This is a genomic window from Allorhizobium paknamense, assembly GCF_030815125.1.
Taxonomy (GTDB): domain Bacteria; phylum Pseudomonadota; class Alphaproteobacteria; order Rhizobiales; family Rhizobiaceae; genus Allorhizobium; species Allorhizobium paknamense.
In genome coordinates this window covers 391,200-415,836 of the sequence record NZ_JAUSWH010000002.1, presented here as the reverse complement: position 1 = coordinate 415,836, position 24,637 = coordinate 391,200, and the positions used below count along the sequence as shown (strand labels likewise).

General features: G+C 60.1%; 16 protein-coding genes. 7 read left to right on the top strand and 9 right to left on the bottom strand.

The window, feature by feature from the left end; genetic code table 11:
- The first annotated feature begins 273 nt into the window (after positions 1–273).
- The gene (locus QO005_RS05480; RefSeq protein WP_307156976.1) at positions 274–1,308 is read left to right on the top strand and encodes a lytic transglycosylase domain-containing protein; all 1,035 of its coding nucleotides are present in this window, start codon (positions 274–276) and stop codon (positions 1,306–1,308) included.
- Between the two features lie 135 nt (positions 1,309–1,443).
- Here the strand turns inward: QO005_RS05480 and QO005_RS05475 are convergent, their stop codons facing one another.
- Positions 1,444–2,814, bottom strand: coding sequence for a serine hydrolase domain-containing protein (locus tag QO005_RS05475; protein ID WP_307156975.1), 1,371 nt, complete (start codon positions 2,812–2,814; stop codon positions 1,444–1,446).
- Positions 2,815–2,983: 169 nt separating this feature from the next.
- On the opposite strand from QO005_RS05475, the gene QO005_RS05470 reads away from it, so the two are divergent.
- The 6 genes from QO005_RS05470 (at position 2,984) to QO005_RS05445 (ending at position 9,088) form a co-directional block, all read left to right on the top strand.
- A complete protein-coding gene (locus tag QO005_RS05470; RefSeq protein WP_307156974.1) occupies positions 2,984–4,231 on the top strand; it encodes a BtaA family protein in 1,248 nt (415 codons plus the stop codon).
- Positions 4,228–4,899, top strand: coding sequence for a class I SAM-dependent methyltransferase (locus QO005_RS05465; RefSeq protein WP_307156973.1), 672 nt, complete (start codon positions 4,228–4,230; stop codon positions 4,897–4,899). The genes QO005_RS05470 and QO005_RS05465 overlap by 4 nt, the downstream gene beginning before the upstream one ends.
- 125 nt (positions 4,900–5,024) lie before the next feature.
- Positions 5,025–5,828 (top strand): glycoside hydrolase family 25 protein, encoded by an 804-nt coding sequence (locus tag QO005_RS05460; RefSeq protein ID WP_307156972.1) that lies wholly within the window; start codon positions 5,025–5,027, stop codon positions 5,826–5,828.
- A 267-nt stretch (positions 5,829–6,095) separates the two neighbouring features.
- A complete protein-coding gene (locus QO005_RS05455; protein ID WP_307156971.1) occupies positions 6,096–7,310 on the top strand; it encodes a lytic murein transglycosylase in 1,215 nt (404 codons plus the stop codon).
- A 392-nt stretch (positions 7,311–7,702) separates the two neighbouring features.
- The gene (locus tag QO005_RS05450; RefSeq protein ID WP_307156970.1) at positions 7,703–8,683 is read left to right on the top strand and encodes an acyltransferase family protein; all 981 of its coding nucleotides are present in this window, start codon (positions 7,703–7,705) and stop codon (positions 8,681–8,683) included.
- Between the two features lie 153 nt (positions 8,684–8,836).
- Positions 8,837–9,088: a hypothetical protein gene (locus tag QO005_RS05445; RefSeq protein ID WP_307156969.1), complete on the top strand. Its 252-nt coding sequence runs from the start codon at positions 8,837–8,839 to the stop codon at positions 9,086–9,088.
- An 89-nt stretch (positions 9,089–9,177) separates the two neighbouring features.
- Here the strand turns inward: QO005_RS05445 and metF are convergent, their stop codons facing one another.
- From metF to QO005_RS05405, 8 genes are all read right to left on the bottom strand, one after another.
- Entirely contained in the window at positions 9,178–10,092 is a 915-nt protein-coding gene (metF, locus tag QO005_RS05440; protein WP_307156968.1) for a methylenetetrahydrofolate reductase [NAD(P)H], read from the bottom strand.
- Positions 10,092–11,093, bottom strand: a complete 1,002-nt coding sequence (locus tag QO005_RS05435) for an ArsR/SmtB family transcription factor (RefSeq protein ID WP_307156967.1) — start codon at positions 11,091–11,093, stop codon at positions 10,092–10,094. Before QO005_RS05435 ends, metF begins: the two co-directional genes overlap by 1 nt.
- Before the next feature lie 180 nt (positions 11,094–11,273).
- Complete coding sequence (locus QO005_RS05430) at positions 11,274–13,604, bottom strand: methyl-accepting chemotaxis protein (RefSeq protein ID WP_307156966.1); 2,331 nt, start codon at positions 13,602–13,604, stop codon at positions 11,274–11,276.
- 215 nt (positions 13,605–13,819) lie between these two features.
- Positions 13,820–16,105: a methyl-accepting chemotaxis protein gene (locus QO005_RS05425; RefSeq protein ID WP_307156965.1), complete on the bottom strand. Its 2,286-nt coding sequence runs from the start codon at positions 16,103–16,105 to the stop codon at positions 13,820–13,822.
- A gap of 618 nt (positions 16,106–16,723) precedes the next feature.
- Complete coding sequence (locus QO005_RS05420; protein ID WP_307156964.1) at positions 16,724–19,072, bottom strand: methyl-accepting chemotaxis protein; 2,349 nt, start codon at positions 19,070–19,072, stop codon at positions 16,724–16,726.
- Positions 19,073–19,268: 196 nt separating this feature from the next.
- Positions 19,269–21,620: a methyl-accepting chemotaxis protein gene (locus QO005_RS05415; RefSeq protein ID WP_307157079.1), complete on the bottom strand. Its 2,352-nt coding sequence runs from the start codon at positions 21,618–21,620 to the stop codon at positions 19,269–19,271.
- A gap of 319 nt (positions 21,621–21,939) precedes the next feature.
- On the bottom strand, positions 21,940–23,589 hold the full coding sequence (ettA, locus tag QO005_RS05410; protein ID WP_307156963.1) for an energy-dependent translational throttle protein EttA: 1,650 nt from the start codon (positions 23,587–23,589) through the stop codon (positions 21,940–21,942).
- 153 nt (positions 23,590–23,742) lie between these two features.
- A complete protein-coding gene (locus QO005_RS05405) occupies positions 23,743–24,468 on the bottom strand; it encodes a ribonuclease T2 family protein (protein WP_307156962.1) in 726 nt (241 codons plus the stop codon).
- Positions 24,469–24,637: the final 169 nt, after the last annotated feature.

The window sequence follows — 24,637 nt, the reverse complement described above, 5'->3', positions numbered from 1 at the left end:
TCCTGCCATGACGTAACATGCAAGTGTTCCGCGATTCACGCGCGCACCACGCTCTTCATCCTGTGGAGATTGTGGCGGTTTACTCGGATTTCGTTAACCGCCATGGCAGATTGAAATGGGGAAAAACCCTTGGTTTTCGGGGTTTATCAGCATCATGTCGCAATGCCGCATGGATTGTGGAGGCAGGGGGGCTGTCAAATTTGTGAATCTGGTGTTAATAGTTCGCGAGCTTGCCAATGGCGGGCTGCGTTTCAACAGCGAACGGACGACGGAATGACTGCTCAAACGGACCGCGCGATAACTCTCGGCCTTTCGGCTCTGATCGTGGCAGCCCTTTCCAGTTGCACCAATGTCAATGACGGCTCCAAGGCCGATCTTTCGCCCAAGTCCGGCGCGAAAACGCAGACTGTGGCCTCCTCCGGCCCGGCTCCCCTGGTACCTTCGGCCCACGCCACGCAGACGGCAGCCGCAACCGCTCCTCAGGCAGCCACCGGCGCCCAGCAAGCCGCCATCGGGGAATCATCGCTTCCGCAGCAATCCGCCGTCACGGCGCTGGCCAATACGCAGGGCACCAATGCCGCCGCACAGGCGATCGATCTGGCCGCTGGCCAAGGTCCTCTGCCCATCGCCAAGCCGCAGGGCGGTGGCACGCTCGGGCCAACCGTCGCCTCGGTCAATGCCGGCGCCACCATGCCGGCCCATGTGGCGGAAAACGAAGCCGTTGGCCTCGAAAACGAATTGGTCCCGGGCAATGGCTCGGCCCTGCATGCGGCTGTACCGACCCCGCGCCCGTCCACGCTTGGCTATGCCGCGCAGCCAGGGCGCCAGACGTCCATGTCCTTCGCGATGCTGGATGCCCGCTTCGACGAGACACCGCCCGGCCCGGCCGCTTCGGCCTCTGCAACGCCCAGCGCCGCACCCTCCATCCGCAAGCCATCGGAAACCGACAGCGCTTCCAAGGGTCCGACGGTTATCAACGGTCTCGTCAACAAATATGCCGCGCTCTACGATATGCCGGCAAATCTCATTCACCGGGTCATTCACCGCGAAAGCCGCTACAATCCCGGCGCCTTCAATCGCGGTCATTATGGTCTGATGCAGATCAAGTACAACACGGCGAAATCCATGGGCTATAGCGGTCCGGCGGAAGGGCTGTTCGATCCGGAAACCAATCTGAAATATGCCATCAAATATCTGCGCGGCGCGTGGATGGTGGCAGACAGCAATAACGACAATGCTGTTCGTCTTTACGCCCGCGGCTATTATTACGATGCCAAGCGCAAGGGCCTGCTGGACGAAGTGCAATAAAATCTCGTTTCGACGCCTTCAGGCAAAAAGGGCATGTCCGGTGATCGCGGACATGCCCTTTTTGATTTTGGAGGGATCGGGAGAGCGTTGAACGCCCTCCCCCCACTCAACGATCCAGCACTCGACGACTAGCACTCAGGGCGTGGCATCCAGCACGGCCTTGACGAGTGCCTGCGGCTTGTAAGCCAGCCAGCCCGGTGTGAGCCCCATGCGCAGCACGATCAGGCGTTTTGAGGGAATGATCGTAACGGTCTGGCCGTCATGGCCACGCATCCACACCGTTTCCGCCGGAAGCTCGGTGCCCGGCACGTCCTCCAGCGGTCCGGCTTTCCACATCTGGCCCTGGGTATAGGAACCCTTGGAGGATGCGGTCGGGGTCCACATGGTCTTGACGAAGCCCTCCGGCAAAAGCCGCTGGCCTTCCCACACACCATCCTGCAACAGAAATTGCGCGAACTTCGCCCAGTCGCGGGCATCGGCATAGAGATAGGATCCGCCGGAAAGTGTGCCGCGCTCATCTGCCTCCAGCACGGCACTGCCCATGGCCAGCGGCAGGAACAGGCCCGCCTGCGGGAACATCAGGGCCTGGTCACGGCTGGGAAAGCTGTCCATCACCAGCCGGGACAAGAGCATGGTGGTGCCGGTGGAATAGTAGAAGCGCGTGCCGGGTTTTTCCGCCAGCGGCTTGGCGGCGACGAAGGCTGGCTGGTCGGGTTCGAGGAAAAGCATGCGCGTCACATCGCTGACATCGCCGTAATCCTCGTTGAATTCCAGGCCGCTTTCCATGCCCATCAGGTGCCGGATGCGGATGGCGGAACGGTCATCCTTCTCCCAGGCCGGGAAAAGATGGTCCTTGTCCAGCGACAGGGCTCCCTGCCCCACCCTCAAGCCCACCAGCGCCGCCGTCACCGTCTTGGTCATCGACCAGCCGATCAGCGGTGTCTCCGGCTTGAAGCCCGGGCCATAGGTCTCGCCCACCAGCTTGCCATCGCGAATGACGAGGGTGGCGCGCATGCCGGGACCGATCAGCGCCGGATCGGCCAGGATCGCGGCAATTTTCGGGTCCGTTTCTGCCGCGCCCATGCCCTGCGGCCAGGGGGCGGCGCTTTGGGCCGCGATTTGCGGCAGGGGCTGCGGCAATTGCACGGCGCGCGCTGCGGCCACATTGCCGTCCGGCACGCTGGCGCAGCCCAGGCCCGGGCGATAAATCGCGGTGCCTGGCGCAAACAGGCCGAACATATAGGCCGTTACCTGCCCTTCCTCGCGATCGACCTTCAGCCGCAAAAGCCGCAGCAACGGATTGCCGGGCGCCTGCACATCCACCCGCAGAACCTCATCCGGATCACGCTTGGCGACGAATACATTCGAGCAGACGATTTTTGCCGCATAGCCGGTGCCGACCCGAAGCAGTTCCGGCGGGGCGACCGCAAGCCAGGCCGCCGCCCCGGCCACCACGACGCCGCCTGCCGCCAGCACGATCTTCACGCCGCGAATCACTGATACCATTGAGAGCCTCCACCTTTCGAATGTGCGCGATGCAATCAGGTTTAGCCTCCGCTTTGAAGAGGGTCTCGGACTTTTCCGGGGCTTACCGGCACTGCCCACATCCTCCGTCATCAAACTGTAGTTGTCTGCGATTATTCACGGCGAAAACTTGGAACAACGGGGCCTTTAGATGACAGAACTCGTTCCTGAAGCCGGATTTGGCAAGAACCGCAAGCTCAAGTCCGCCTTGCTGCAACATCGGCCCCTGTCGCGCCAGGGCTTTTCCGAGCGGCTGTTCGGCCTGCTGTTTTCCGGCCTCGTCTATCCGCAGATCTGGGAAGACCCGGAAGTGGACATGCAGGCCATGGAGCTCAAGCCCGGCCACCGCATCGTCACCATCGGCTCCGGCGGCTGCAACATGCTGGCCTATCTCTCGCGCAGCCCGGCCAGCATCGACGTGGTGGATCTCAACCCGCACCACATTGCGCTGAACCGCATGAAGCTCACCGCCTTCCGCACGCTGCCCGGCCATCTGACGGTCACGCGCTTTCTGGCGGAAGAGCAGCAGGCGGACAACAGCGCGCTTTTCGACCAGCATATCGCCCCCCATCTCGATGCCGGCACCCGCGCCTACTGGAATGGCCGCAGCCTGACCGGGCGGCGGCGGATCAGCGTCTTTACCCGCAATTTCTACCGCACCGGTCTGCTGGGCCGCTTCATCGCCGTCTCGCATCTCTTGGCGCGCCTGCATGGCGTCGATCTCACGGGGCTTGCCGAAGCGAAATCGCTCCGCGAGCAGCGCCAGTTTTTCGATGAGCGCATCGCGCCGCTCTTCGAAAAGCCGTTGATCCGCTGGCTGACAAACCGCAAGAGCTCGCTCTTCGGTCTCGGCATTCCGCCACAGCAATATGATGAACTGGCCAGCGTTTCCGCCTCCGGCACCATCGCGCCGGTGTTGAAGGAGCGGCTGGAAAAGCTCGCCTGTCATTTTCCGATGCGGGAAAACTACTTTGCCTGGCAGGCCTTTGCCCGCCGCTATCCGCGTGCACATGAAGGTGCTTTGCCGGATTATCTGAAGCCGGACTATTACCACGCCATCCGCGATAATGCCGAACGGGTGAGCGTGCACCACGCAAGCTTCACCGAGCTTCTGGCTGGCAAGGACGCCGCCAGCATCGACCGTTTCGTGCTGCTCGATGCGCAGGACTGGATGACGGACCGCCAGTTGAACGATCTGTGGACCGAAATCAGCCGCACCGCTGCGCCGGGGGCGCGGGTCATCTTCCGCACGGCGGCAGAAAAAAGCGTGATCGAAGGCCGTCTTTCGCCTGCCATCGATGCCCAATGGACCTATCTGGCAGAACCTTCGGCAGCCCTCCACCTGCAAGACCGCTCGGCCATCTATGGCGGCTTCCATATCTATGAGAAGCGCGCATGAGCATGGTCGACAGCGGCAATCGCTCCGAAAGCAGCAGCCATGCCGCCCGCATGGACGGCATCTACCGCTATCAGCGCCACATCTATGACCTGACGCGGAAATATTACCTGCTGGGCCGTGACAGGGCGATCCGCGATCTTGCCGTGCCGGATGGTGGCAGCCTGTTGGAAGTCGGCTGCGGCACGGGCCGAAACCTGCTGCTGGCCGAGCGCCTTTACCCCCGCGCGCGGCTTTATGGGCTGGATATCTCCCAGGAAATGCTGGCCCAGGCGGCTAGGAACTTTCGCGGAAGGCCCGCCCAGCCGCATCTGATCGCCGCCGATGCCACCGCCTTCACCGCCGAGGCGTTTGGCGTTAGCGGGTTTGACCGCATCCTGATCTCCTATGCCCTGTCGATGATCCCGGACTGGGAAAAATCCGTCAGCACCGCGCTTGCCGCGCTCAATCCCGGCGGCGTGCTGCACATTGTCGATTTTGGCCAGCAGGAGCGGCTGCCTGAAGAATTTCGTAGCCTGCTTCAAACCTGGCTTGCCCGCTTTCACGTCACACCCCGGGCAAACCTCGAAAGCGTGCTGATGGCAAAGGCACGCGATGCCGAAGCGGACCTCACCTTCGAACGGCTCTATCGCGGCTATGCCTGGGCGGCGGCCCTGCGGAAAAAACCCTGACCACCGGTTGAAAATAACCGATTTTTTACGATGATAGCGCAAAAGAGAATAAGCGCCTCTTTTGTTCTTGCGTGTGTGCGCATCACATCAGCGGCAGGGTTGTCTCGAATCCACAGGGTTACAGAATGCGGTCGCTGCTCTTGGCGCTCATGCCTCTCGCCTTCCTCATGGCCGGTTGCACATCGACCAGCTATGATTTCATGGAGACGGCTTCGATCAAGCCGCGCTTTCAAGACAAGGACCCGCAGGATTTCGGCTATAACTCCCCGCATCGCCATCAGGTGCACGGCATCGATGTGTCGAAATGGAATGGTGACATCGACTGGCAGCGGGTGCGCCAGTCCGGCGTTTCCTTCGTCTTCATCAAGGCTACCGAAGGCAAGGACATGGTCGATCCGCGCTTTTCGGAATATTGGCAGGAAGCCAATGCCGCAGGCCTGCCGCATGCGCCCTATCACTTCTACTATTTCTGCTCCACCGCCGACGAACAGGCAGACTGGTTCATCGCCAATGTGCCGAAGGCTGCCATGGACATGCCGCCGGTGATCGACGTGGAGTGGAACCACACCTCCAAGACCTGCACCAAGCGGCCGCCCGCGGATGTGGTGCGCAGCGAAATGAAGCGCTTCATGGACAGGCTGGAGGCCTATTACGGCAAGCGGCCGATCATCTACACCTCGGTAGACTTCCACCGCGACAATCTGGAAGGCGCCTTCCAGGACCATTATTTCTGGGTACGCTCCGTGGCCAAGCATCCATCCGAAATCTACCCGGCCCGCCGCTGGGCCTTCTGGCAATATACCTCCACCGGCGTCATTCCCGGCATCAAGGGCGAGACGGATATCAATGTCTTCGCTGGCAGCCAGGAAAACTGGCGCAAATGGGTAAAGGCAGTCTCCGTGCCGCAAGAGCTTCAGGCCGCCAATTGAATTGAGCTCTAATACCAAGGCTCGAAGATGCGTCAGCCTCCTCGCCTTGAAAGAATTTCGAATATCTCAAATGCATCAGGGGCTTGAGATATTCGAAAAGGGAATACGAAGAGTGATTTTCAATGACTCTTCGTATAACCCCTGAAACTCCTTGCTTAGGCCACAAAAATTCGGCAAAGCGCCATTCTGAACCTTTCACGCCCGTGGGGATGGAAACAGCCATGTCTGTTTTCCGGACCGCCCCGCCGACCAATCAGGATGGAAGAAATGATCTTGCGCAGCCGCCTTGCGACCACAGCCCTTTTCACCGCCCTCACCACGCTGGCCACTGCCGGTGGTGCGCTGGCCCAGCAAAGCGCCAGCGGGGTCGCCTGCGGTGGCGATCTCGCCGCTTTCCTGCAAGGCGTGAAGGCGGAAGCCGTGGCGGCTGGCGCATCGGCATCGGCTGCCGATCAGGCGCTGACGGGCGCCCAGATCGATCAGAAAGTGCTGGCGCGGGATCGCGCTCAGGGCGTTTTCAAACAGACCTTCACTGAATTTTCCTCCCGCACCGTTTCCAAGGGCCGTCTGGATCAGGGCAAGCAGAAGCTCCAGCAATATGCCGATGTCTTCCGCCGCGCCGAGCAGGAATATGGCGTTGCCCCGGGCGTGATTGCCGCCTTCTGGGCCATGGAGACCGATTTCGGCGCCGTGCAGGGTGATTTCAATACTCGCAACGCGCTGGTGACGCTGGCGCATGACTGCCGCCGCCCGGAACTCTTCCGCCCGCAACTGCTGGCGCTGATCAAGATGGTTGAGCATGGCGATCTGGACCCCGCCACCAATACAGGCGCCTGGGCCGGTGAAATCGGTCAGGTGCAGATGCTGCCCAAGGATATCGTCGCCTTTGGCGTGGATGGCGACGGCGACGGCCATGTGCGGCTGAAGACCAGTTCGCCGGATGCCATCATGACGGCGGCGAAGTTCATCCAGCATCTCGGCTTCAAGCAGGGCCAGCCCTGGCTGCAGGAAGTGACCGTGCCGGAAAACCTGCCCTGGGAAAAGACCGGCTTCGATGCCGGCATGAAGGCGGGCGACTGGTTCAAGCTTGGCGTGAAGCCGCGCGACGGCGACACGAAATTCGCCGATCTGGAAGGCGAGCTGCTGCTGCCGCAGGGCCGCAAGGGTCCGGCCTTCATGGCCTATCCGAACTTCAACATCTATCTGGAATGGAACAAGTCCTTCATCTACACCACTTCCGCCGCCTATTTCGCGACACGGCTCATGGGCGCGGAAGCCTATCTCAAGGGCAATCCCGAACAGGGCCTGACCGATGTGCAGATGAAGGAACTGCAGACCAAGCTCAAGGCCAAGGGCTATGACGTCGGCGAAATCGACGGCATTCTGGGCGGCGGCACGCGCGATGCGGTGCAGAAGGAACAGCAAAAGCGCAACATTCCCGCCGATGGCTGGCCGACGCCGGAACTTCTCTCCGCGCTCTGAGCCAAAAGCCGGGATATGCCCTTGCGCATCAACCGCGTCTTGATGCGCAAGGTGAGCATGGTGACTCAAGCTTTGAGAAGCCGCGCCTAACCTTTTGAGGTCAAAGGTTTTCTGCTAAAGCACGTTGCGGCTTATCAGCCTCATGCAACGTGCTTTACATTCTTGTTTTAGCGCATGTCGTTATCCCAAAACCGCTGCACACTTTTGCGCGACATGCTCTAGCTTCCGCACTTGGAAGCAGCGGCCAAAACTATGAGCGGCACTTTCTCAACACCCCCAGAATTTTGGGTATCCAACCCGATAAAGCCTGTGACAAGCTGCGAAAAACAGGCTTCAATACATCGTTTTCGGATGAGGGGTGTCTGCATCCGGTATCGAGTGGGCGAAAAGCGATGCAGTTGAAATCCATTCAGGCCATGCGGGCCGTTGCGGCGATGATGGTGGTGTTCTTTCATCTGTCGGAAGGCGGCTTTGTCAGCGGTGCGGCGGGTGTCGATATCTTCTTCGTCATTTCCGGCTTCATCATGGGGACTGTCGGAGTGCAGGAGCGGCCTTCCGTCTTCCTGCGCAAGCGGCTGGTGCGCATTGTGCCCCTTTACTGGCTCGTCACCTTCGTCATGTGCGTGGGGGCAGTCCTCGGTGTCTTCCGCAATTTCAGCTTCGATACCGTCACGCTGGCGAAATCGCTGGCCTTCATTCCCTATCTCAATCCGGACGGAAATATCTGGCCCCTCGTCGTGGTCGGCTGGACGCTGAACTTCGAGATGTTCTTCTATCTCGTCTTCGCCCTTGGCCTGATGGCCGCGCAGCCCGTTCTGCTGCCCGCCATCGCCATGGTGGCGCTCACCGTCTGCGGCTTCCTGCTTCATCCCGCCGCAGCACCGCTTCAGGTGTGGACATCGCCGCTGCTCCTGGAATTCACCGCCGGGCTGCTTTTGTCCCAGGCCCGCCCCTTTGCAAGCCGCTCCGGCGGCATCGCGCTCATCCTTGCGGGCATCGGCCTTTTCGTGGCGACGGCAAAGCTTGGGCTTTATGAAGCGCCCTGGCGGGTTCTGGGCTGGGGTGTTCCCGCCTTCTGCGTCGTCACGGGCGCACTTGCCATAGAGCGGGCGGGAGCCTGGCCATCTCGGTTGCTGTGGCCGCTGGAAAAGCTGGGGGACGCGTCCTATTCGCTCTACCTTCTCCACGGCATCGCCATTGCCGCCGGGCATCGTTTTCTGGGCACCAGCATCGCCGTCAATGCGCTTATCGTATTGGTGTCGCTGGTCATGGCACAGCTTTCCTTCATGCTGTTCGAAAAGCCGGTGGGCCGCTTGCTCAACCGAGTCTTTTCCGCATCGTCCGGGCGCACGCCGGAGCGGCAGGCCGGATAACCCTGCTTATTCAGCTTTCTGAACAGTTTGTGAACGGGACGTTTTATCCCGTTCTTTCAGTGTGTTATATTGCGTGAACGCTGCTTATCCCCAGGCTCTGCTTGCAGTGCAGCAACGATTTCGCTTTCAAAATGTCACAAAGCGGACATAATCGTGAACAGCAAGGGTCGTGTTCCGGGGAAAGAGACAACCGCTCTGTTTCTGGAACTGCCGAAAAGAGAACAAGGAGGAAGAGATGGGACTTACACGTTCACTCAATATCCTGGTCGTCAGCGCCGCATTCCTGTTCGTTGCAGCCATGCTGTTTATTTAGAGCATTTTCCGAAAAAGTGGGAACCGGTTTTCCGTGCGGAAATGCGTAAAAACAAAAAGTTACAGCGCTTCAGTGTTTCCATGAAACACTGAAGCGCTGGAAAAAATTACAATCCCAGAGGCGTGAACAATAAATAAGAAAAAGGCGTCGTTGGTGAGCGACGCCTTTTTTAATCCAGCAGTCACACAGCCGAGACGGCCTTCACCTGCCCGACCGCCTGCCTGACAAGGCCCAGATTTTCCAGCGTCGCGTTGACCAGCGGCGCCCGGTTCATGGTGTAGATATGAAATTCATCGACACCGCGCCCCATCAGATCGGTAATCTGTTCGGCGGCCACCTGTGCAGCCACCACGACCCGCGCCTGCGGATTGTCTTCGACACCGGCGAAACGATCATCCAGCCAGGACGGAATCGACGCACCGCACATGCCGGCAAAGCGCTTCAACTGTGACAGGTTGAGAATGGGCATGATGCCGGGCACGATGGGAATGGTAATGCCCGCTGCCCGCACCGCGTTGAGATAGCGCTCATAGGTGTCGTTGTCGAAGAAGAACTGCGTCAGCGCCCGCGTGGCGCCATTGTCCACCTTGCGCTTCAGCATGTCGAGATCGACACTGAGATCGGCGCTTTCCGGATGCTTTTCGGGATAGGCGGAGACGGAAATCTCAAAATCGCCCATGTCTTTCAAGCCGCGCACCAGTGCGGCGGCATTTTCAAATCCGCCCGGATGCGGCACATAGGCAGCCCCGACACCTGCCGGCGGATCGCCCCTCAGCGCCACGAAATGATTGACGCCAACGGCGCGGAACTCTTCCACCACCTGCGCCACCTCTTCCCGCGTGGCACTGACGCAGGTGAGATGCGAAGCGGTGGCCAGCGGCGTCTCCTGCACGAGACGCTTGACGGTGGAGAGTGTGGGCGCGCGCGTGGTGCCGCCCGCGCCATAGGTCACAGACACGAATTCCGGCGACCAGCCGGCCAGATCATCGACCGTGGCCCAGAGCTGCGATTCCATGTCCTCCGACTTCGGAGGAAAGAATTCAAAGGACAGCTTGAAGGGACGCGCTATCGGCTTCCTTCCATGTTCAGGGGCCATCACACACCTCCCACGCGTTTCAAATTAAGCACTTCGCCCAAGGGCTCCGCCTTGCGGGCGGCCAGCCAGATCGTTGCCGTCAAGGCTTCGTCATGCCGCTGGCTGGGCGCGACATCCACAGCGGCAGAGGGCGTAAAGCCCGCCCGCGACAGCCATTCCTCCATCACCTGATGGGAAAAACCGAGACGGATATGGGCGTGATCGTCACGCAGATGCTCCAGCGCATGCGGCGCAAGATCGATCACTGCCAGCCTGCCGCCGGGTTTCAGCATGCGCGCGGCCTCCCGCAGCGCCGCTTCCGGCTCGACCAGAAAATGCAGGACCTGGTGAATGATCACCACATCGAACTCCCCGTCATCCAGCGGAAGGTTCAGGATATCGCCTTGGCGCACCGAGGCTTTGACAATACCGGCCTTGTCGAGATTGGCCCGGGCCACCGCCAGCATGTCGCGGCTGGCATCGATGCCGACGGCGCGGCGATAATGATGTTCCAGAAGCTGGAGAATGCGTCCCGTACCGGTGCCGAGATCCAGCAGCGCGTCCACCGGCTCCGTGCCGAGAAGCTGCAGCAGGTTTGCCTCCACCGCCTTGTCGTTGACATGCAGGCGGCGCAATTCATCCCACTCAGCAGCGTTGCGGCTGAAATAGGCCTGAGCCTTTTCCGCCCGCGCCCGCTTCACAGAGAGAAGCCGCTCGCCATCGCGCAGCAAAACCGAATCCGTATCGCTTGCGGCATCGAGCAGTTGACGCGCCAAAGCAACGGCATCACCCTCCTGCTTCAGGCGAAAATAGGCCCAGGCGCCCTCCTGGTAACGATCCACCAGATCCGCCTCTGCCAGAAGTTTCAAATGCCGGGAAATGCGTGGCTGGGATTGCCCAAGAATATCCGTAAGATCGGAAACCGTCAGATCGCCTGCCGCCAGCAAGGCAAGCAGCCTCAGCCGCGTCGGCTCACCCGATGCCTTCAGCAAATCCACCAGCTTGTCCAGAGTGAGTGCCATACCCGCCACGTTTATCAATCAAGATATAAAGATATCTTTATGTCAGTTGCACGAGCGGCGCAAGAGCAAACATGGGGGATCAGGAGAAAGGTTAAAGATCATTCCACAGGCGTCTGCGCCCATAAACAAAATGCCCCGGAGTTAAAACCCCGGGGCATGGATTTAGCGTGTGTGAGGATCTCAAAACTCTTCCCAGCTCTCCTGCCGGGCCGCCACCGCAGCACCGCCGCGGCTGACAGGTGCTGCCCGGCGTGCAGGTGCCGTAGACGGGGCAGATGGGCGCGCGGCTGCGGAAGATCGGGTGACCGAAGCAGCAGCCCGCTCCTGCCCCGTGCGGAACCGAGCCAGAAGCTCCGACAGCTTCTCAGCCTCCTGCGCAAGACCGGCGCTGGCCGCATTCATTTCTTCCACCATCGCCGCATTCTGCTGCGTCGCCTGGTCCATATGGTTCACAGCCGTGTTCACTTCTCCAAGGCCGGAGGACTGCTCCTGCGCGGCGGTCGCAATCGCATCCATATGCGTGTTGATGACCTGCACCAGTTCGGCAATCTCGCGAAGGCCCTTGCCGGTGTCGTCCACCAGCTTCACGCCCTCATTCACCGCAACAGCCGAATTGCCGATCAGCGCCTTGATCTCCTTCGCCGCATTGGCAGAGCGCTGCGCAAGCTCGCGCACTTCCTGCGCCACCACCGCAAAGCCCTTGCCCGCCTCGCCCGCACGGGCGGCTTCCACACCGGCATTCAGCGCCAGCAGGTTCGTCTGGAAGGCAATCTCGTCGATCACGCCGATGATCTGGGTGATTTGCTGGGATGCCTGCTCGATACGACCCATGGCGGCAACGGCATTGCTAACCACCGCGCCGGAATGTTCGGCGCGGCCTCGGGCCGTGCGAACGATTTCACGCGCTTCACCCGCACGGCTGGACGTGTTCTTGACGTTGACCGTCACCTCCTCCAGCGCCGCGGCGGTCTCTTCCAGGGAGGCCGCCTGTTGTTCCGTTCTCTTGGCCAGATGATCGGAAGCGCCGGAGATTTCGGCAGAGCCCCCGGCAACAGTGGCAACAGCGCCGTGAACTGCCAAAAGCGCCTCTCTGAGCTGGCGCACGGAAGCATTGAAGTCATGCCGCAGCGGTTCGAACTGCTGGGCAAATTCAACATCGATTTCACACAGCATATCGCCGGATGCCAGCTTGCGAAGCCCTTCGGCGAGCGAGCCCGTCGCCTGGTTGAGGCGCTTCTCGGCCTCCTCTTCGGCGCGGCGCTGTACAGCTTCCCGTTCGGCCTCGGCGCGACGGCGGCTGGCCTCGGCTTCGGCCTCCAGTTCGCCATTGCGGATGGCTGCCCGGCGGAAGACCTCCACCGCATTGGCCATTTCGCCAATCTCATCGTTCTGATTGGCGCTCGGCACGGTCACCTTGTGATCGCCATCGGCCAAGGCACGCATGCACGCCGTCAGCCCCGCGACAGGCCGGGTGACGCGAATACGGAAAATAACGGCGATGGAGGTAACGGTGCCGACCAGGACCAGCGCGATGCCGATATTCAGCAGCAGGCTGGCATAAAGATCCTCGACGGATGTCGACAGAACCGCCCCGGCCCGCTTCATCACGCCATCCCGAAATTCGATGATGGAGGCCATTTCCGGCACATAGGCCTTGGCAAAATCCGCCGGGGTGGTGCCTGCAGCTTCGTTGTTGCGCGCTTTGGTCACGATGTCTGCCGCCATTTGACGGCCAATGGTGAGGTAGCGCGTGTTGATGGTGTTGAAGGCGGCGGCAAGCTCCGGATCGTCACCCAGCTTGGCCTTGGCCAGCGAGATCTGCTGCAACAATGCTTCGGTGCGGCCAAGCAGGCGCTCGTAACGGGCCTGCTCCTTGGCATCGAGTGGACGATTGGCCGCCAGTGCGGCTGTAAACACCGATCCGATCTGACCGGCATAATCGCGCAATTCCGTGGCGCTGCGGCCAATGGTGATCCAGGAGAGAATTTTCGGATCCGCTTCCGCGATGACCTGCTCGGTGGTGTTGAGGCCGTCATTCAGAGCCGGAATGGCACCGATCATCCCATCGACAACCTGGGTCAGAGCAGCGCTGTTGCGGGCTTCCTTCGGCTGATCGATCAACTGATCCGCCGTTCCGCGGGCAGCTTTCAGGCGATCCAGAGACTGGGAAAGGGAGGCAAGAACGGCATCCCGCCGCTCTGCCGAAAGATTAGCCGCAGATGCAGTGGCAGCGGCAAAGGCATCTTCCGTCGCCTTGCGCGCCGTATCCAGCGCCTTTCGCGGCGCTTCAGCCAGAGGCGCAGGCGCGCCCATGGCGCCGTTGGTCGGTCCGCGCTCCAGAGACATCCTCGTTGATGCAGCCAGCATATCGCGGGCCACAAGCGTTGCCTGCTCCGCCGCCAGCCCGTGCCGATAAGCCAGAGCATCATCGTAAATAACCCGCCCGGCCACAAGGCCGCACACCGCAACGGTAACGGCCGTCCCCACACTGATCAGAACTGAAAGACGCATAAGTGCTTCTCCAACAGATATCAGTATCCGCATATACGAAATATCTTAATAGACGTTGAAAGCCGCGATTTTGTATACCTTTATGGCTGCAGAAAAAATGCCCCGGCGTTTGACGCCGGGGCACAGGATGTATGCACTGTTCAGGAAACCTTCGGGGATCTATTTCAGCGCATGTCGCTCCCGCGAAACAACTCGGGAGGTTTGCTAGGAAAGGCTCAAAACTCCTCCCAGCTCTCCTGCCGGACGGCCACGGCAGCACCGCCACGGCTGACGGGTGCGGATCGGCGTGCAGGTGCCGTAGACGGGGCAGATGGGCGCGCGGCTGCGGAAGACCGGGCGCTCGAGGCACTAGCAGCCTGTGCCGCCCGCTCCTGGCCTGTGCGGAACCGAGCCAGAAGCTCCGACAGCTTTTCCGCCTCCTGCGCAAGACCGGCGCTTGCCGCATTCATTTCTTCCACCATCGCCGCATTCTGCTGCGTTGCCTGGTCCATATGGTTCACAGCCGTATTCACCTCGTTGAGGCCCGTCGATTGCTCCTGCGCCGCCGTTGCAATCGCATCCATATGGCTGTTGATCGCCTGCACCAGTTCGGCAATCTCCCGAAGACCCTTGCCGGTGTCGTCCACCAGCTTCACGCCTTCATTCACCGCAACAGCCGAATTGCCGATCAGCGCCTTGATCTCCTTCGCCGCATTGGCAGAGCGCTGCGCAAGCTCGCGCACTTCCTGCGCCACCACCGCAAAGCCCTTGCCCGCCTCGCCCGCACGGGCGGCTTCCACACCGGCATTCAGCGCCAGCAGGTTCGTCTGGAAGGCAATCTCGTCGATCACGCCAATGATGTTGGAGATCTGGCTGGAGGCCTGCTCGATCTTCTCCATCGCCGAGACGGCATTGTTCACCACCACCCCGGACTGCTCCGCCTTGGAGCGGGCGTTGCGGACGATATCGCGGGCTTCACCGGTGCGCTGCGAGGTCGCCTTGACGTTGGAGGTGATTTCTTCCAGCGCCGCTGCCGTTTCCTCAAGAGAGGCCGCCTGCGTTTCCGTGCGCTTGGCGAGATCGTTGGAGGCATGCGAGATTTCACCGCTGCCGCTGCGCACGCCGCTGGCAGACACCCCAACAGACACCAGCACCGAACGCAACTGGCTGACCGAGGTGTTGAAGTCATGCCGCAGCGCTTCGAATTGCGGTGCGAACTGTTCTTCGATCTCGCACAGCATATCCCCGGAAGCGAGCTGACGCAGGCCGGAGGCCAGGGCGCCGGTGGCCCGCTCCAGCCGTTCGTTCGCTTCAGCCTCGGCGCGCGCCTGCATCTCGGCACGCTCAGCTTCCGAACGCTTGCGGTTTTCCTCCGCCTCCGCCTCAAGCTCGGCATTGCGGATCGCTGCCTGACGGAAGACCTCCACTGAGCGCGCCATGTCGCCGATTTCGTCTCCACGCTCAAGATGCTGGATGGCGCTCTGCTTATCGCCCTCGGCAAGCCCGCGCATGCGATTGGCAACACTGCGGATGGCGGATGACAACACGCGGAGAACAGAGACCGAAACGAGGATTGCGAAGGCGATCAGCACCGCAAGGCTACCGAGAATGACCTTCAACTGCCAGGCAGCAGCGTCATTCTTGGCATCTGCAGTGACCTTCAAGGAATCGGATGCAGCCAGCAGCATGGTGGAAAAGGCCTGGCTGCGTTTCTGCATGGCCGCCTTCCACATCGCCAGTTCGCCTGGGCCGGACGTATGGGAAGGCTTCTCCAGCATCTTCTGGATGGTTTTGCGGATCAGTTCACCATCCTCTGTCTGCCAGAACCGTGCGTAATCCGCGAGAATAGGCTTGCCAATGAATTCATTCATCGTCTTGCCATAGGTCTCGACCAGGCTGGAACCGCGCACAAGGTGCTTGACGTCTTCATGAGCCAGACTGCCAGCCTGGATATATTGCTCGCCCACATGGTTGATGATCAGGTAACCGTCATTCACCTGGAGAAAGGCATAATAGCCAAGGATGCTGCGGGAAAGCTCCCCATCGGAAATCAGGCTGCTGGCACGACCTGCCATATCGAGACCGGTGGCCGAAACTGGCTGAAGATATTTCAGCGGCAGAAGCGGATCAGCATCACCTGCATCGACCTTCTGGCGGAATTCCGCCATGCGCGCGAAGCCTTCATCGAGTTTCTTTTTCAGACCTGAGAGAATCGCATCTTCATGACCGATCTTCAAAGCCGCGTCATAAGCGTTGACAACCTCCTGATAATCCTGGTCGGTCGCCTTACGCCGTTCGGCTCGATTGCTCGGCGTCGATTCAGCCTCTGCCGGCATGGAATGCAGCAAGGCACCGCCGGCCCGCGCCACCCGAACCAGAGTGACCGCCTGTTGCAGCGCCGTGTAATTGAGATAGGCTTCGCGACTGATCACAACGCCGAGTCCGACAGCCGCCAGCAAAGGCACGACCGCTAAAATCGACAGCATGGTTCGAAATGAAAAGCGCTTCAGAATATAATACATGCCAGCCCCCTGAGCATAAGAATTCATTCGTCGGGCCGGTCTTTTGACGAGCATCAGAGATTACCGCCGATAATTCAGATATTCATAATACAATATGCATTTCGTGAATCTGAATATGTGGCCCCTCGAAAACTCAACCATTAAAAGGTAAAAAATTTTCGCAAAACTTTTAGAAGAAAGTGAGTTGTATTGTCATCGCGTTTCCGCCAAACTTTCTGCTTCATAAATCCTTCAACCGCAAAACAAAGCGACTTGCCAGCATAAGCTATTGTATTGCATTATAAATAACGCACACACTGCCCGTTATTTACGGATCGGCAAATCGGCTCACAGAGCCACAATGCCAGATATTGAATTTTCCGATATCTTCCAACGCATTAATCGATACCTGCAACTGAAGGCTTCGCTCCGTTTCAAGGACAGAAACGCATTGCGCGAAGGGCTTTCAAAGAAGATCGAAGAAGACTGCGGCCACGGAAATCGGGCATTGCAGCAAAATCAGTCAAGCCAAAAGCGAAAGCGGTTCCGTACTTCATTGAAACACGGAAACGCTTTCGCTCTTGCATGCAGGCTGTCGAAAAGAGCAAACCTGAAAAATCAGGTCCAGACTTTGAAGCTTCAAAACTCCTCCCAGCTCTCCTGCCGGGCGGCCACCGCAGCACCGCCACGGCTGACGGGTGCAGCCCGGCGTGCAGGTGCCGTAGACGGAGCAGACGAACGCGCGGCTGCGGAAGACCGGGCGCTCGAGGCACTAGCAGCCTGTGCCGCCCGCTCCTGGCCTGTGCGGAAATTCGCCAGCAATTCTGCAAGCTTCACCGCTTCCTGCGCCAGACCAGCGCTGGCCGCATTCATCTCTTCCACCATCGCCGCATTCTGCTGCGTCGCCTGGTCCATATGGTTCACAGCCGTGTTCACTTCTCCAAGGCCGACAGATTGCTCCTGCGCCGCCGTCGCAATCGCATCCATATGGCTGTTGATCGCCTGCACCAGTTCGGCAATCTCGCGAAGACCCTTGCCGGTGTCATCCACCAGCTTCACGCCCTCATTCACCGCAACAGCCGAATTGCCGATCAGCGCCTTGATCTCCTTCGCCGCATTGGCAGAGCGCTGCGCAAGCTCGCGCACTTCCTGGGCAACGACGGCAAAACCCTTGCCCGCCTCTCCGGCGCGGGCTGCCTCCACACCGGCATTCAGCGCCAGCAGGTTCGTCTGGAAGGCAATCTCGTCGATCACGCCAATGATGTTGGAAATCTGGCTGGAGGCCTGCTCGATCTTTTCCATCGCCGAGACGGCATTGTTCACCACCACGCCGGACTGCTCCGCCTTGGAGCGCGTTGTGCGCACGATGTCACGGGCTTCACCGGTACGCTGCGTTGTTGCCTTCACATTCGACGTGATTTGCTCCAGCGCCGCAGCCGTTTCTTCAAGGGAAGCTGCCTGCTGCTCCGTGCGTTTGGAAAGATTATCCGAAGCGCTGGAGATTTCGCCGCTGCCGCCGCGCACGGCGCTGGACGCATTGCCAACGGCGACCAGGGCATCGCGCAACTGCGCCACCGAGGTATTGAAGTCATGACGCAAGGCTTCGAACTGCGGGGCAAACTGCTCGCTGATCTCGCAGGCAAGATCGCCGGAGGCAAGCCGCTGCAGGCCGGAAGCCAGAGCGCCAGTGGCCTTGTTCAAACGGTCATTGGCTTCATCCTCGGCGCGGCGCTGCAACTCGGCGCGCTCGGCCTCGGATCGTTTGCGGTTTTCCTCGGCCTCGGCCTCAAGCTCGGCATTGCGGATGGCAGCCTCGCGAAACACCTCGACCGAGCGTGCCATCTCCCCAATCTCGTCCTTGCGGGCGATCATCGGGATTTGCGCCTGCGTATCGCCCTTGGCCAGATCCCCCATGGAGCGGGTCAGCGTTCCAATCGGGCCGACCACCCGGCGCACCACGATGATCATGCCCGCGCCAGCCGCCAAGGCTGCGCCGGCCAGCATCAGGCTGTAAAAGATCAACGCCGAAAGAGCGTCGTCGGCTAAGCTATTGGCCTTGTCGTTGACAACCTTCATGGCCGCAAGCGCAACATCCGCAATCGCACCCTGACCTTTCGAACTGGGCGCCAGCCAGTTTTCCAGCGGCACACCGACATCCTGGTTGGCCACCGCCTTCTTGTACATGCCATCACGCAGGTCCCAGAAAGGACCGCTGAAATAGATGTTCTCCGCCTGCGCCAGAGCCTGCTTCAACTCACCGGCAACACTTGGATGGTTACCAAGCGCACGCACCTGCGCCCAAGCGCTTGCAACGCGGGCATGCTGACTAGCAAGTTCTACGATATCGGCCAGGGGCAGCGGGCCGTTCAAGGTGGCGGCCTTGTTCAGGAGAATGGATTCGGCACCAGCCGCAGAGCGGGCGGCCCAGGCATTGGCGCGGATCTGCAACAGATCCATCAGGCTGTTATCGAGGGTCCGGATATTTGCTTCGGCAACGACGGAGGCTTTTTCAAGATCATCCAGCACCCCCTGCCCGAAACTCAATTGCTTGACGTTGACATCCTTGTTGCGGTTTTCTAGCGGCAGCGCAAGCTGCGCGTCGATCTGCTGCCGTGTTGCAACGATCGTATCATAGCTGGTTTTGATTTTGCCGACCATCGTCGCCAGTTCGGGCGTATCCGCCGCCTTCACGGCCTCGGCCAGATCCTTCATCGCGGCGTCAACCTTCTGCCGGTCAGCCGGAATGTCACGCAGCGAGCTCCCGGCTTTTTCCGGGGTGGTAATGAAGGCCGTATTCGTATGTCCCCGCTCAAGCCGGTAGTTCAGCAGAAAGTCAAACAGCGCCTTGTCGACAGCGGTAAGACCCGCCACATCGCGGAACACCTTGAAGTTGCTGTAGGAAACATAAAGCGCTCTGGAAACCATCGCCCCCAGGGCGAGACTGATAACAAGAAAGACGCAGACAAGGATATTGCGGATGGAAAACATGATCTGACGGGGCCCCCACGAATGTAAGGGTACCTTGCCACCTAGGCGCTAAAAACCTCTTAAGGCGCTGTTTTATAAGTAAAGCCTAATACAATTCGTACAAAGCAAGCCGATTCATGAGAAAAGCCGCACCTCGAAAAGAAAGGTGCGGCTTAACGATACTCATCAGTGGTTTGAAAAGCGCACAGAGGTTAGCTCAAAACTCCTCCCAGCTCTCCTGCCGGACGGCCACCGCAGCACCGCCACGGCTGACGGGTGCAGCCCGGCGTGCTGGTGCAGCAAGCGGGGCGGATGGACGCGCGGCTGCGGAAGATCGGGCGCTCGAGGCAATAGCAGCCTGTGCCGCCCGCTCCTGGCCTGTGCGGAACCGAGCCAGAAGCTCCGACAGCTTTTCAGCCTCCTGAGCGAGACCCGCGCTTGCCGCATTCATCTCCTCCACCATCGCCGCATTCTGCTGCGTCGCCTGGTCCATATGGTTTACAGCCGTGTTCACCTCGTTGAGGCCCGTCGATTGCTCCTGCGCCGCCGTCGCAATCGCATCCATATGGCTGTTGATCGCCTGCACCAGTTCGGCAATCTCGCGAAGGCCCTTGCCGGTGTCGTCCACCAGCTTCACGCCCTCATTCACCGCAACAGCCGAATTGCCGATCAGCGCCTTGATCTCCTTCGCCGCATTGGCAGAGCGCTGCGCAAGTTCACGCACTTCCTGCGCCACAACGGCAAAGCCCTTGCCCGCCTCGCCCGCACGGGCGGCTTCCACACCGGCATTCAGCGCCAGCAGATTCGTCTGGAAGGCAATCTCGTCGATCACGCCAATGATGTTGGAAATCTGGCTGGAGGCCTGCTCGATCTTCTCCATCGCCGAGACGGCATTGTTCACCACCACCCCGGACTGCTCCGCCTTGGAGCGGGCGTTGCGGACGATATCGCGGGCTTCACCGGTGCGCTGCGAGGTCGCCTTGACGTTGGAGGTGATTTCTTCCAGCGCCGCTGCCGTTTCCTCAAGAGAGGCCGCCTGCGTTTCCGTGCGCTTGGCGAGATCGTTGGAGGCATGCGAGATTTCACCGCTGCCGCTGCGCACGCCGCTGGCAGACACCCCAACAGACACCAGCACCGACCGCAATTGGCTGACCGAGGTGTTGAAGTCATGCCGCAGCGCTTCGAATTGCGGTGCGAACTGTTCTTCGATCTCGCACAGCATATCCCCGGAAGCGAGCTGACGCAGGCCGGAGGCCAGGGCGCCAGTGGCCCGTTCCAGCCGCTCGTTCGCCTCCGCCTCGGCGCGCGCCTGCATCTCGGCACGCTCAGCTTCCGAACGCTTGCGGTTTTCCTCCGCCTCCGTCTCAAGCTCGGCATTGCGGATCGCTGCCTGACGGAAGACCTCAACAGAGCGCGCCATGTCGCCGATTTCATCACGGCGACCTTCGCCCGGCACCGTCACGGATCTGTTGCCTTGCGCCAGGGCATCCATGCAGCGGGTCAACTCACCAATGGGCCGGATAACCCGCGAAACAATGACCACCATGCCAGCAATTGCCAGGGTCAGGACAATCCCGAACAGCAACAGATAGAAAATAGCTGCGTAAAGGGCATCAGCCTTGGCGTCGGCGGCCTTTTTGTCCAGTTCCGCCATGGAGAGCGAGGCCACGTCGGCAATCGTCTTCAAAGCAGCCGTTACGGGCACACGCCAATCGTCGATACCCAGAGGGGCCTTTTCACCGGCATACAGCTTGTCGAGAATACCTTTTCGCATGGCGGCAAAGTCGCCATCGAAGTAAGAAGCGTTTGCCTTTTTCACCGCCTCTTTCACGTCCTGTGGCGTGGCGGGATGCTCGACCAGTGTACGCACATTCTTCCACGCATAGGCCATGGTGACGTCAATACCCGACAGTTTTGACTGGTCGGCCGGGGAAAGCGTTTTACCACCAGCAATCACGGCATTGAGGATCAGTGCGCCGTTGCCGCCGATGGCACGCGTTGCCCATGCACCGGAGCGGATCTGGATCAGCGACACCAGGGAAGGATCGAGCGAACGAATTCGGCCCTCGGCTGCATCTGAGGCCTTTTCCAGCGCCGTCAGAAAGTCGCCACCGGCGGCCATCCAGCTCTCGCTCAAGCCGGCCTCACGCTGCGCAAGCGGCTTGCCCACCTCGCTGTCGATCTTGGAGCGCATGGCGACGACCTTGTCATAGGCCTGCATGAGTGTGGCCATCGGCGTTTCGATTTCTGCCGTAGAAAGGCCTGCCTTGACGGCCTTGGCGTCTTCCATGCCCTCGATCACCACCCGGCGTCCGCTTTGCACCACTTCCACGGTCTTGGCGTTATCCTTGATGTCGAGCGCCAGCGCGGTTGCGCTGTCACCGCGTTCGTTACGGAACGCCAGAAGGGCTTTGAAAAGGGCCTTGTCCAACTGGGTGAGTTGCGCCACCTCATCAAAAATCACGTAATTGCGGTAGGCGCTCCAGAGCGAGTTGGCCACAAGCACGCTGAGCGTCAAACTGAGAACAGAAAAGACGCCTATGAGAATGTTACGAATAGACAATGCAATCTCCCCCACTGCATCCCGAACATGACATATACTAAAACAGGAAACCCATAATTGATCGTTACCGCTTCAGCATGAAACAGGCACACGCCGCACGCGTGGAAAGATGGCCGCAGAAAGAAGCGAACCAATTGTTTTTACATGCTTTCCTGGAAAGCTGCATTCAAGTGCCAGGACAAGGGTCCCCGCTTGGATCCCGGCAACAGACAATAGCTCCTTATTAATCTCCAACGAAAACGGCGCCTTCGGTGAAGCAAATTTCACCGAAGGCGCCGCTTGAAATCAATCTGCAAACTGCGTTCCCGGACGCTCCGGGATAAAGTCAGCGCGTCAGACGCTTGTAGGTCACCCGCTTCGGGTTCACCGCGTCAGCACCCAGACGGCGGATCTTGTCCTGCTCGTAATCCTCGAAGTTGCCTTCGAACCATTCCACATGGCTATCGCCTTCGAAGGCGAGGATATGGGTTGCAAGACGGTCGAGGAACATGCGGTCGTGGCTGATGATAACGGCGCAACCGGCAAAGTTTTCCAGTGCGTCTTCCAGCGCGCCGAGCGTTTCGGTGTCGAGGTCGTTGGTCGGTTCGTCGAGCAGGATGACGTTGCCGCCGGACTTCAGCATCTTGGCCAGATGCACGCGGTTACGCTGACCGCCCGAGAGATTGCCCACCTTCTGCTGCTGGTCGCCACCCTTGAAGTTGAAGGCGCCGCAATAGGCGCGCGAGTTCATCTCGTGCTTGCCAAGCTTGATGATGTCATTGCCGCCGGAAATTTCTTCCCACACGGTCTTGGAGCCATCGAGATGGTCGCGGCTCTGGTCCACATAGCCGAGATCGACAGTGTCACCGATGCGGATTTCACCGGCATCCGGCTTTTCCTGCCCGGTGATGAGCTTGAACAGCGTCGACTTACCGGCACCGTTCGGACCGATCACGCCAACGATACCGCCCGGAGGCAGCTTGAAGGACAGGTTTTCGAACAGCACCCGGTCACCATAGGATTTGGTGATGTTTTCAGCCTCGATCACCACCTGACCGAGACGCTCACCCACCGGAATGATGATCTGCGCTTCGCCGGGGCGACGGTCGGCTGCCGCCTTGACCAGTTCGTCATAGGCCTTGATACGGGCCTTGGACTTGGCCTGACGCGCCTTGGGGCTGGAGGCAATCCACTCCTGTTCGCGGGCAAGCGCCTTCTGGCGGGCGCCCTCTTCACGTTCTTCCTGCGCCATGCGCTTGGCCTTGGCCTGCAGATAGGCGGAGTAATTGCCCTCGTAAGGAATGCCACGGCCACGGTCGAGTTCGAGAATCCAGCCGGTGACGTTATCCAGGAAGTAACGGTCGTGGGTGACCATCAGGATGGCGCCCGGATATTCGCGCAGATGCTTTTCCAGCCACGCAATGGTTTCGGCGTCGAGGTGGTTGGTCGGTTCGTCGAGCAGCAGCAGATCGGGCTGGCGCAGCAGAAGCTGGCAGAGCGCCACACGGCGCTTTTCACCGCCGGAGAGGTTGTCCACGGAGGCATCGCCGGGCGGGCAGCGCAGCGCGTCCATGGCCATTTCCACCTGGCTTTCCAGATCCCAGAGGTTCTGGCTGTCGATGATGTCCTGAAGCTTCGCGCCCTCATCCGCCGTTTCGTCGGAATAGTTCATCATCAACTCGTTGTAACGGTCGAGGATCGCCTTCTTGGCGGCAACGCCTTCCATGACGTTTTCCAGAACCGACTTGGACGCATCGAGCTGCGGCTCCTGCGGCAGATAGCCGAGCGTCGCGCCATCGGCCAGCCAGGCTTCACCGGTGAATTCCTTGTCGAGCCCGGCCATGATCTTCAGCACAGTGGACTTACCGGCGCCGTTCGGGCCGAGAATACCGATCTTCGCATCCGGATAGAAGGAAAGATGGATGTTTTCGAGGATCTTCTTGTTGCCATAAGCCTTATTGAGGCCGGCCATATGATAAATGAACTGACGTGCCATGGTGGTGGTACTCTCCGCGCGCCGATGGGAAAAGGTTGCCGCTATGTAGGCCAAAGCCCGCCCGGGGGCAATGCACCCCCTGGCCTAACCCCGGCATTTTTGGCTCTTCCATTCCTCAGAGGGGCAGCCCGAATGAAGCACAAGCTTGGCGAATTACTGCAACCCTACCGGATCGACCACGCCCTGATCGCAGCCGAAGCTCGTGCCGCCAGCGGCCTGGATCCGCTCCTTGAGGTCCGCCTTTTCATCCGTATCGCCGAGGCCGATCGTCAGTTCGGTGATGATCCGGCGCTCGCCATCGCGTTCGCAGCGCATCTTCACGCGGCGGCTGGCGTTTTTGCCGAAGCTCTCATCGAAGGCCTGCTGGACTTCCATGGCCGTAACATTCTGCCCAACCCTTGCGGCGAAGAGTTTTGCTACGGCGGAGCCGTTCAGATCGTCCATCAGCGCGATGGCGGTGGAGAAATAGGCCTCCTGTTCCAGCCCGGAGCAGGTGCCGTGCTTGATCCACTCATGCCGTTCCAGCGCCGATTGCGTGCCGGGCATGACCTTCTCCAGCGCCTTCTGCGTCTCGGCGGTCAGCGTCACCGGCGGCAGGCGCGTCCATTTGCTGCCCGCATCGGCATTCATGTCGGCCTGGCTCACGCCGCAATAGTTCTTCCGCATCGGCCACAGGCCGTGCAGGGTAAAGTGGCTGGCGTCATAGCGCTCTGCCGTCTGGCTCTTGCATTCGGGCTTGTCCGGCTTGGTTTCGCAAAAGGCGGGCTGCCAGCTGACCGCCAGAAGCGCCGTGGTCTTGCCGCCCTCCTGCGCCTGGGCGCCCGGCGGAACGAAAGTTGCAAGCAACAGAAGAGAAAAGACGGCGGAACCGAGACGCATGGAGGACCTTTCATCACCAGGATGCAGCGGTTGCCCGGGGCAGGCGCTGGTCGCCTCCGATCCGCTGCAGTGCACACAGTATGTAAGGCAGCTTACCGCAAAGCGGGAGTCGGATTTTCGTAACCAGCAGCGGAAAAAGAGAAGGCGTTAAAAGAGGATATTGAGACAA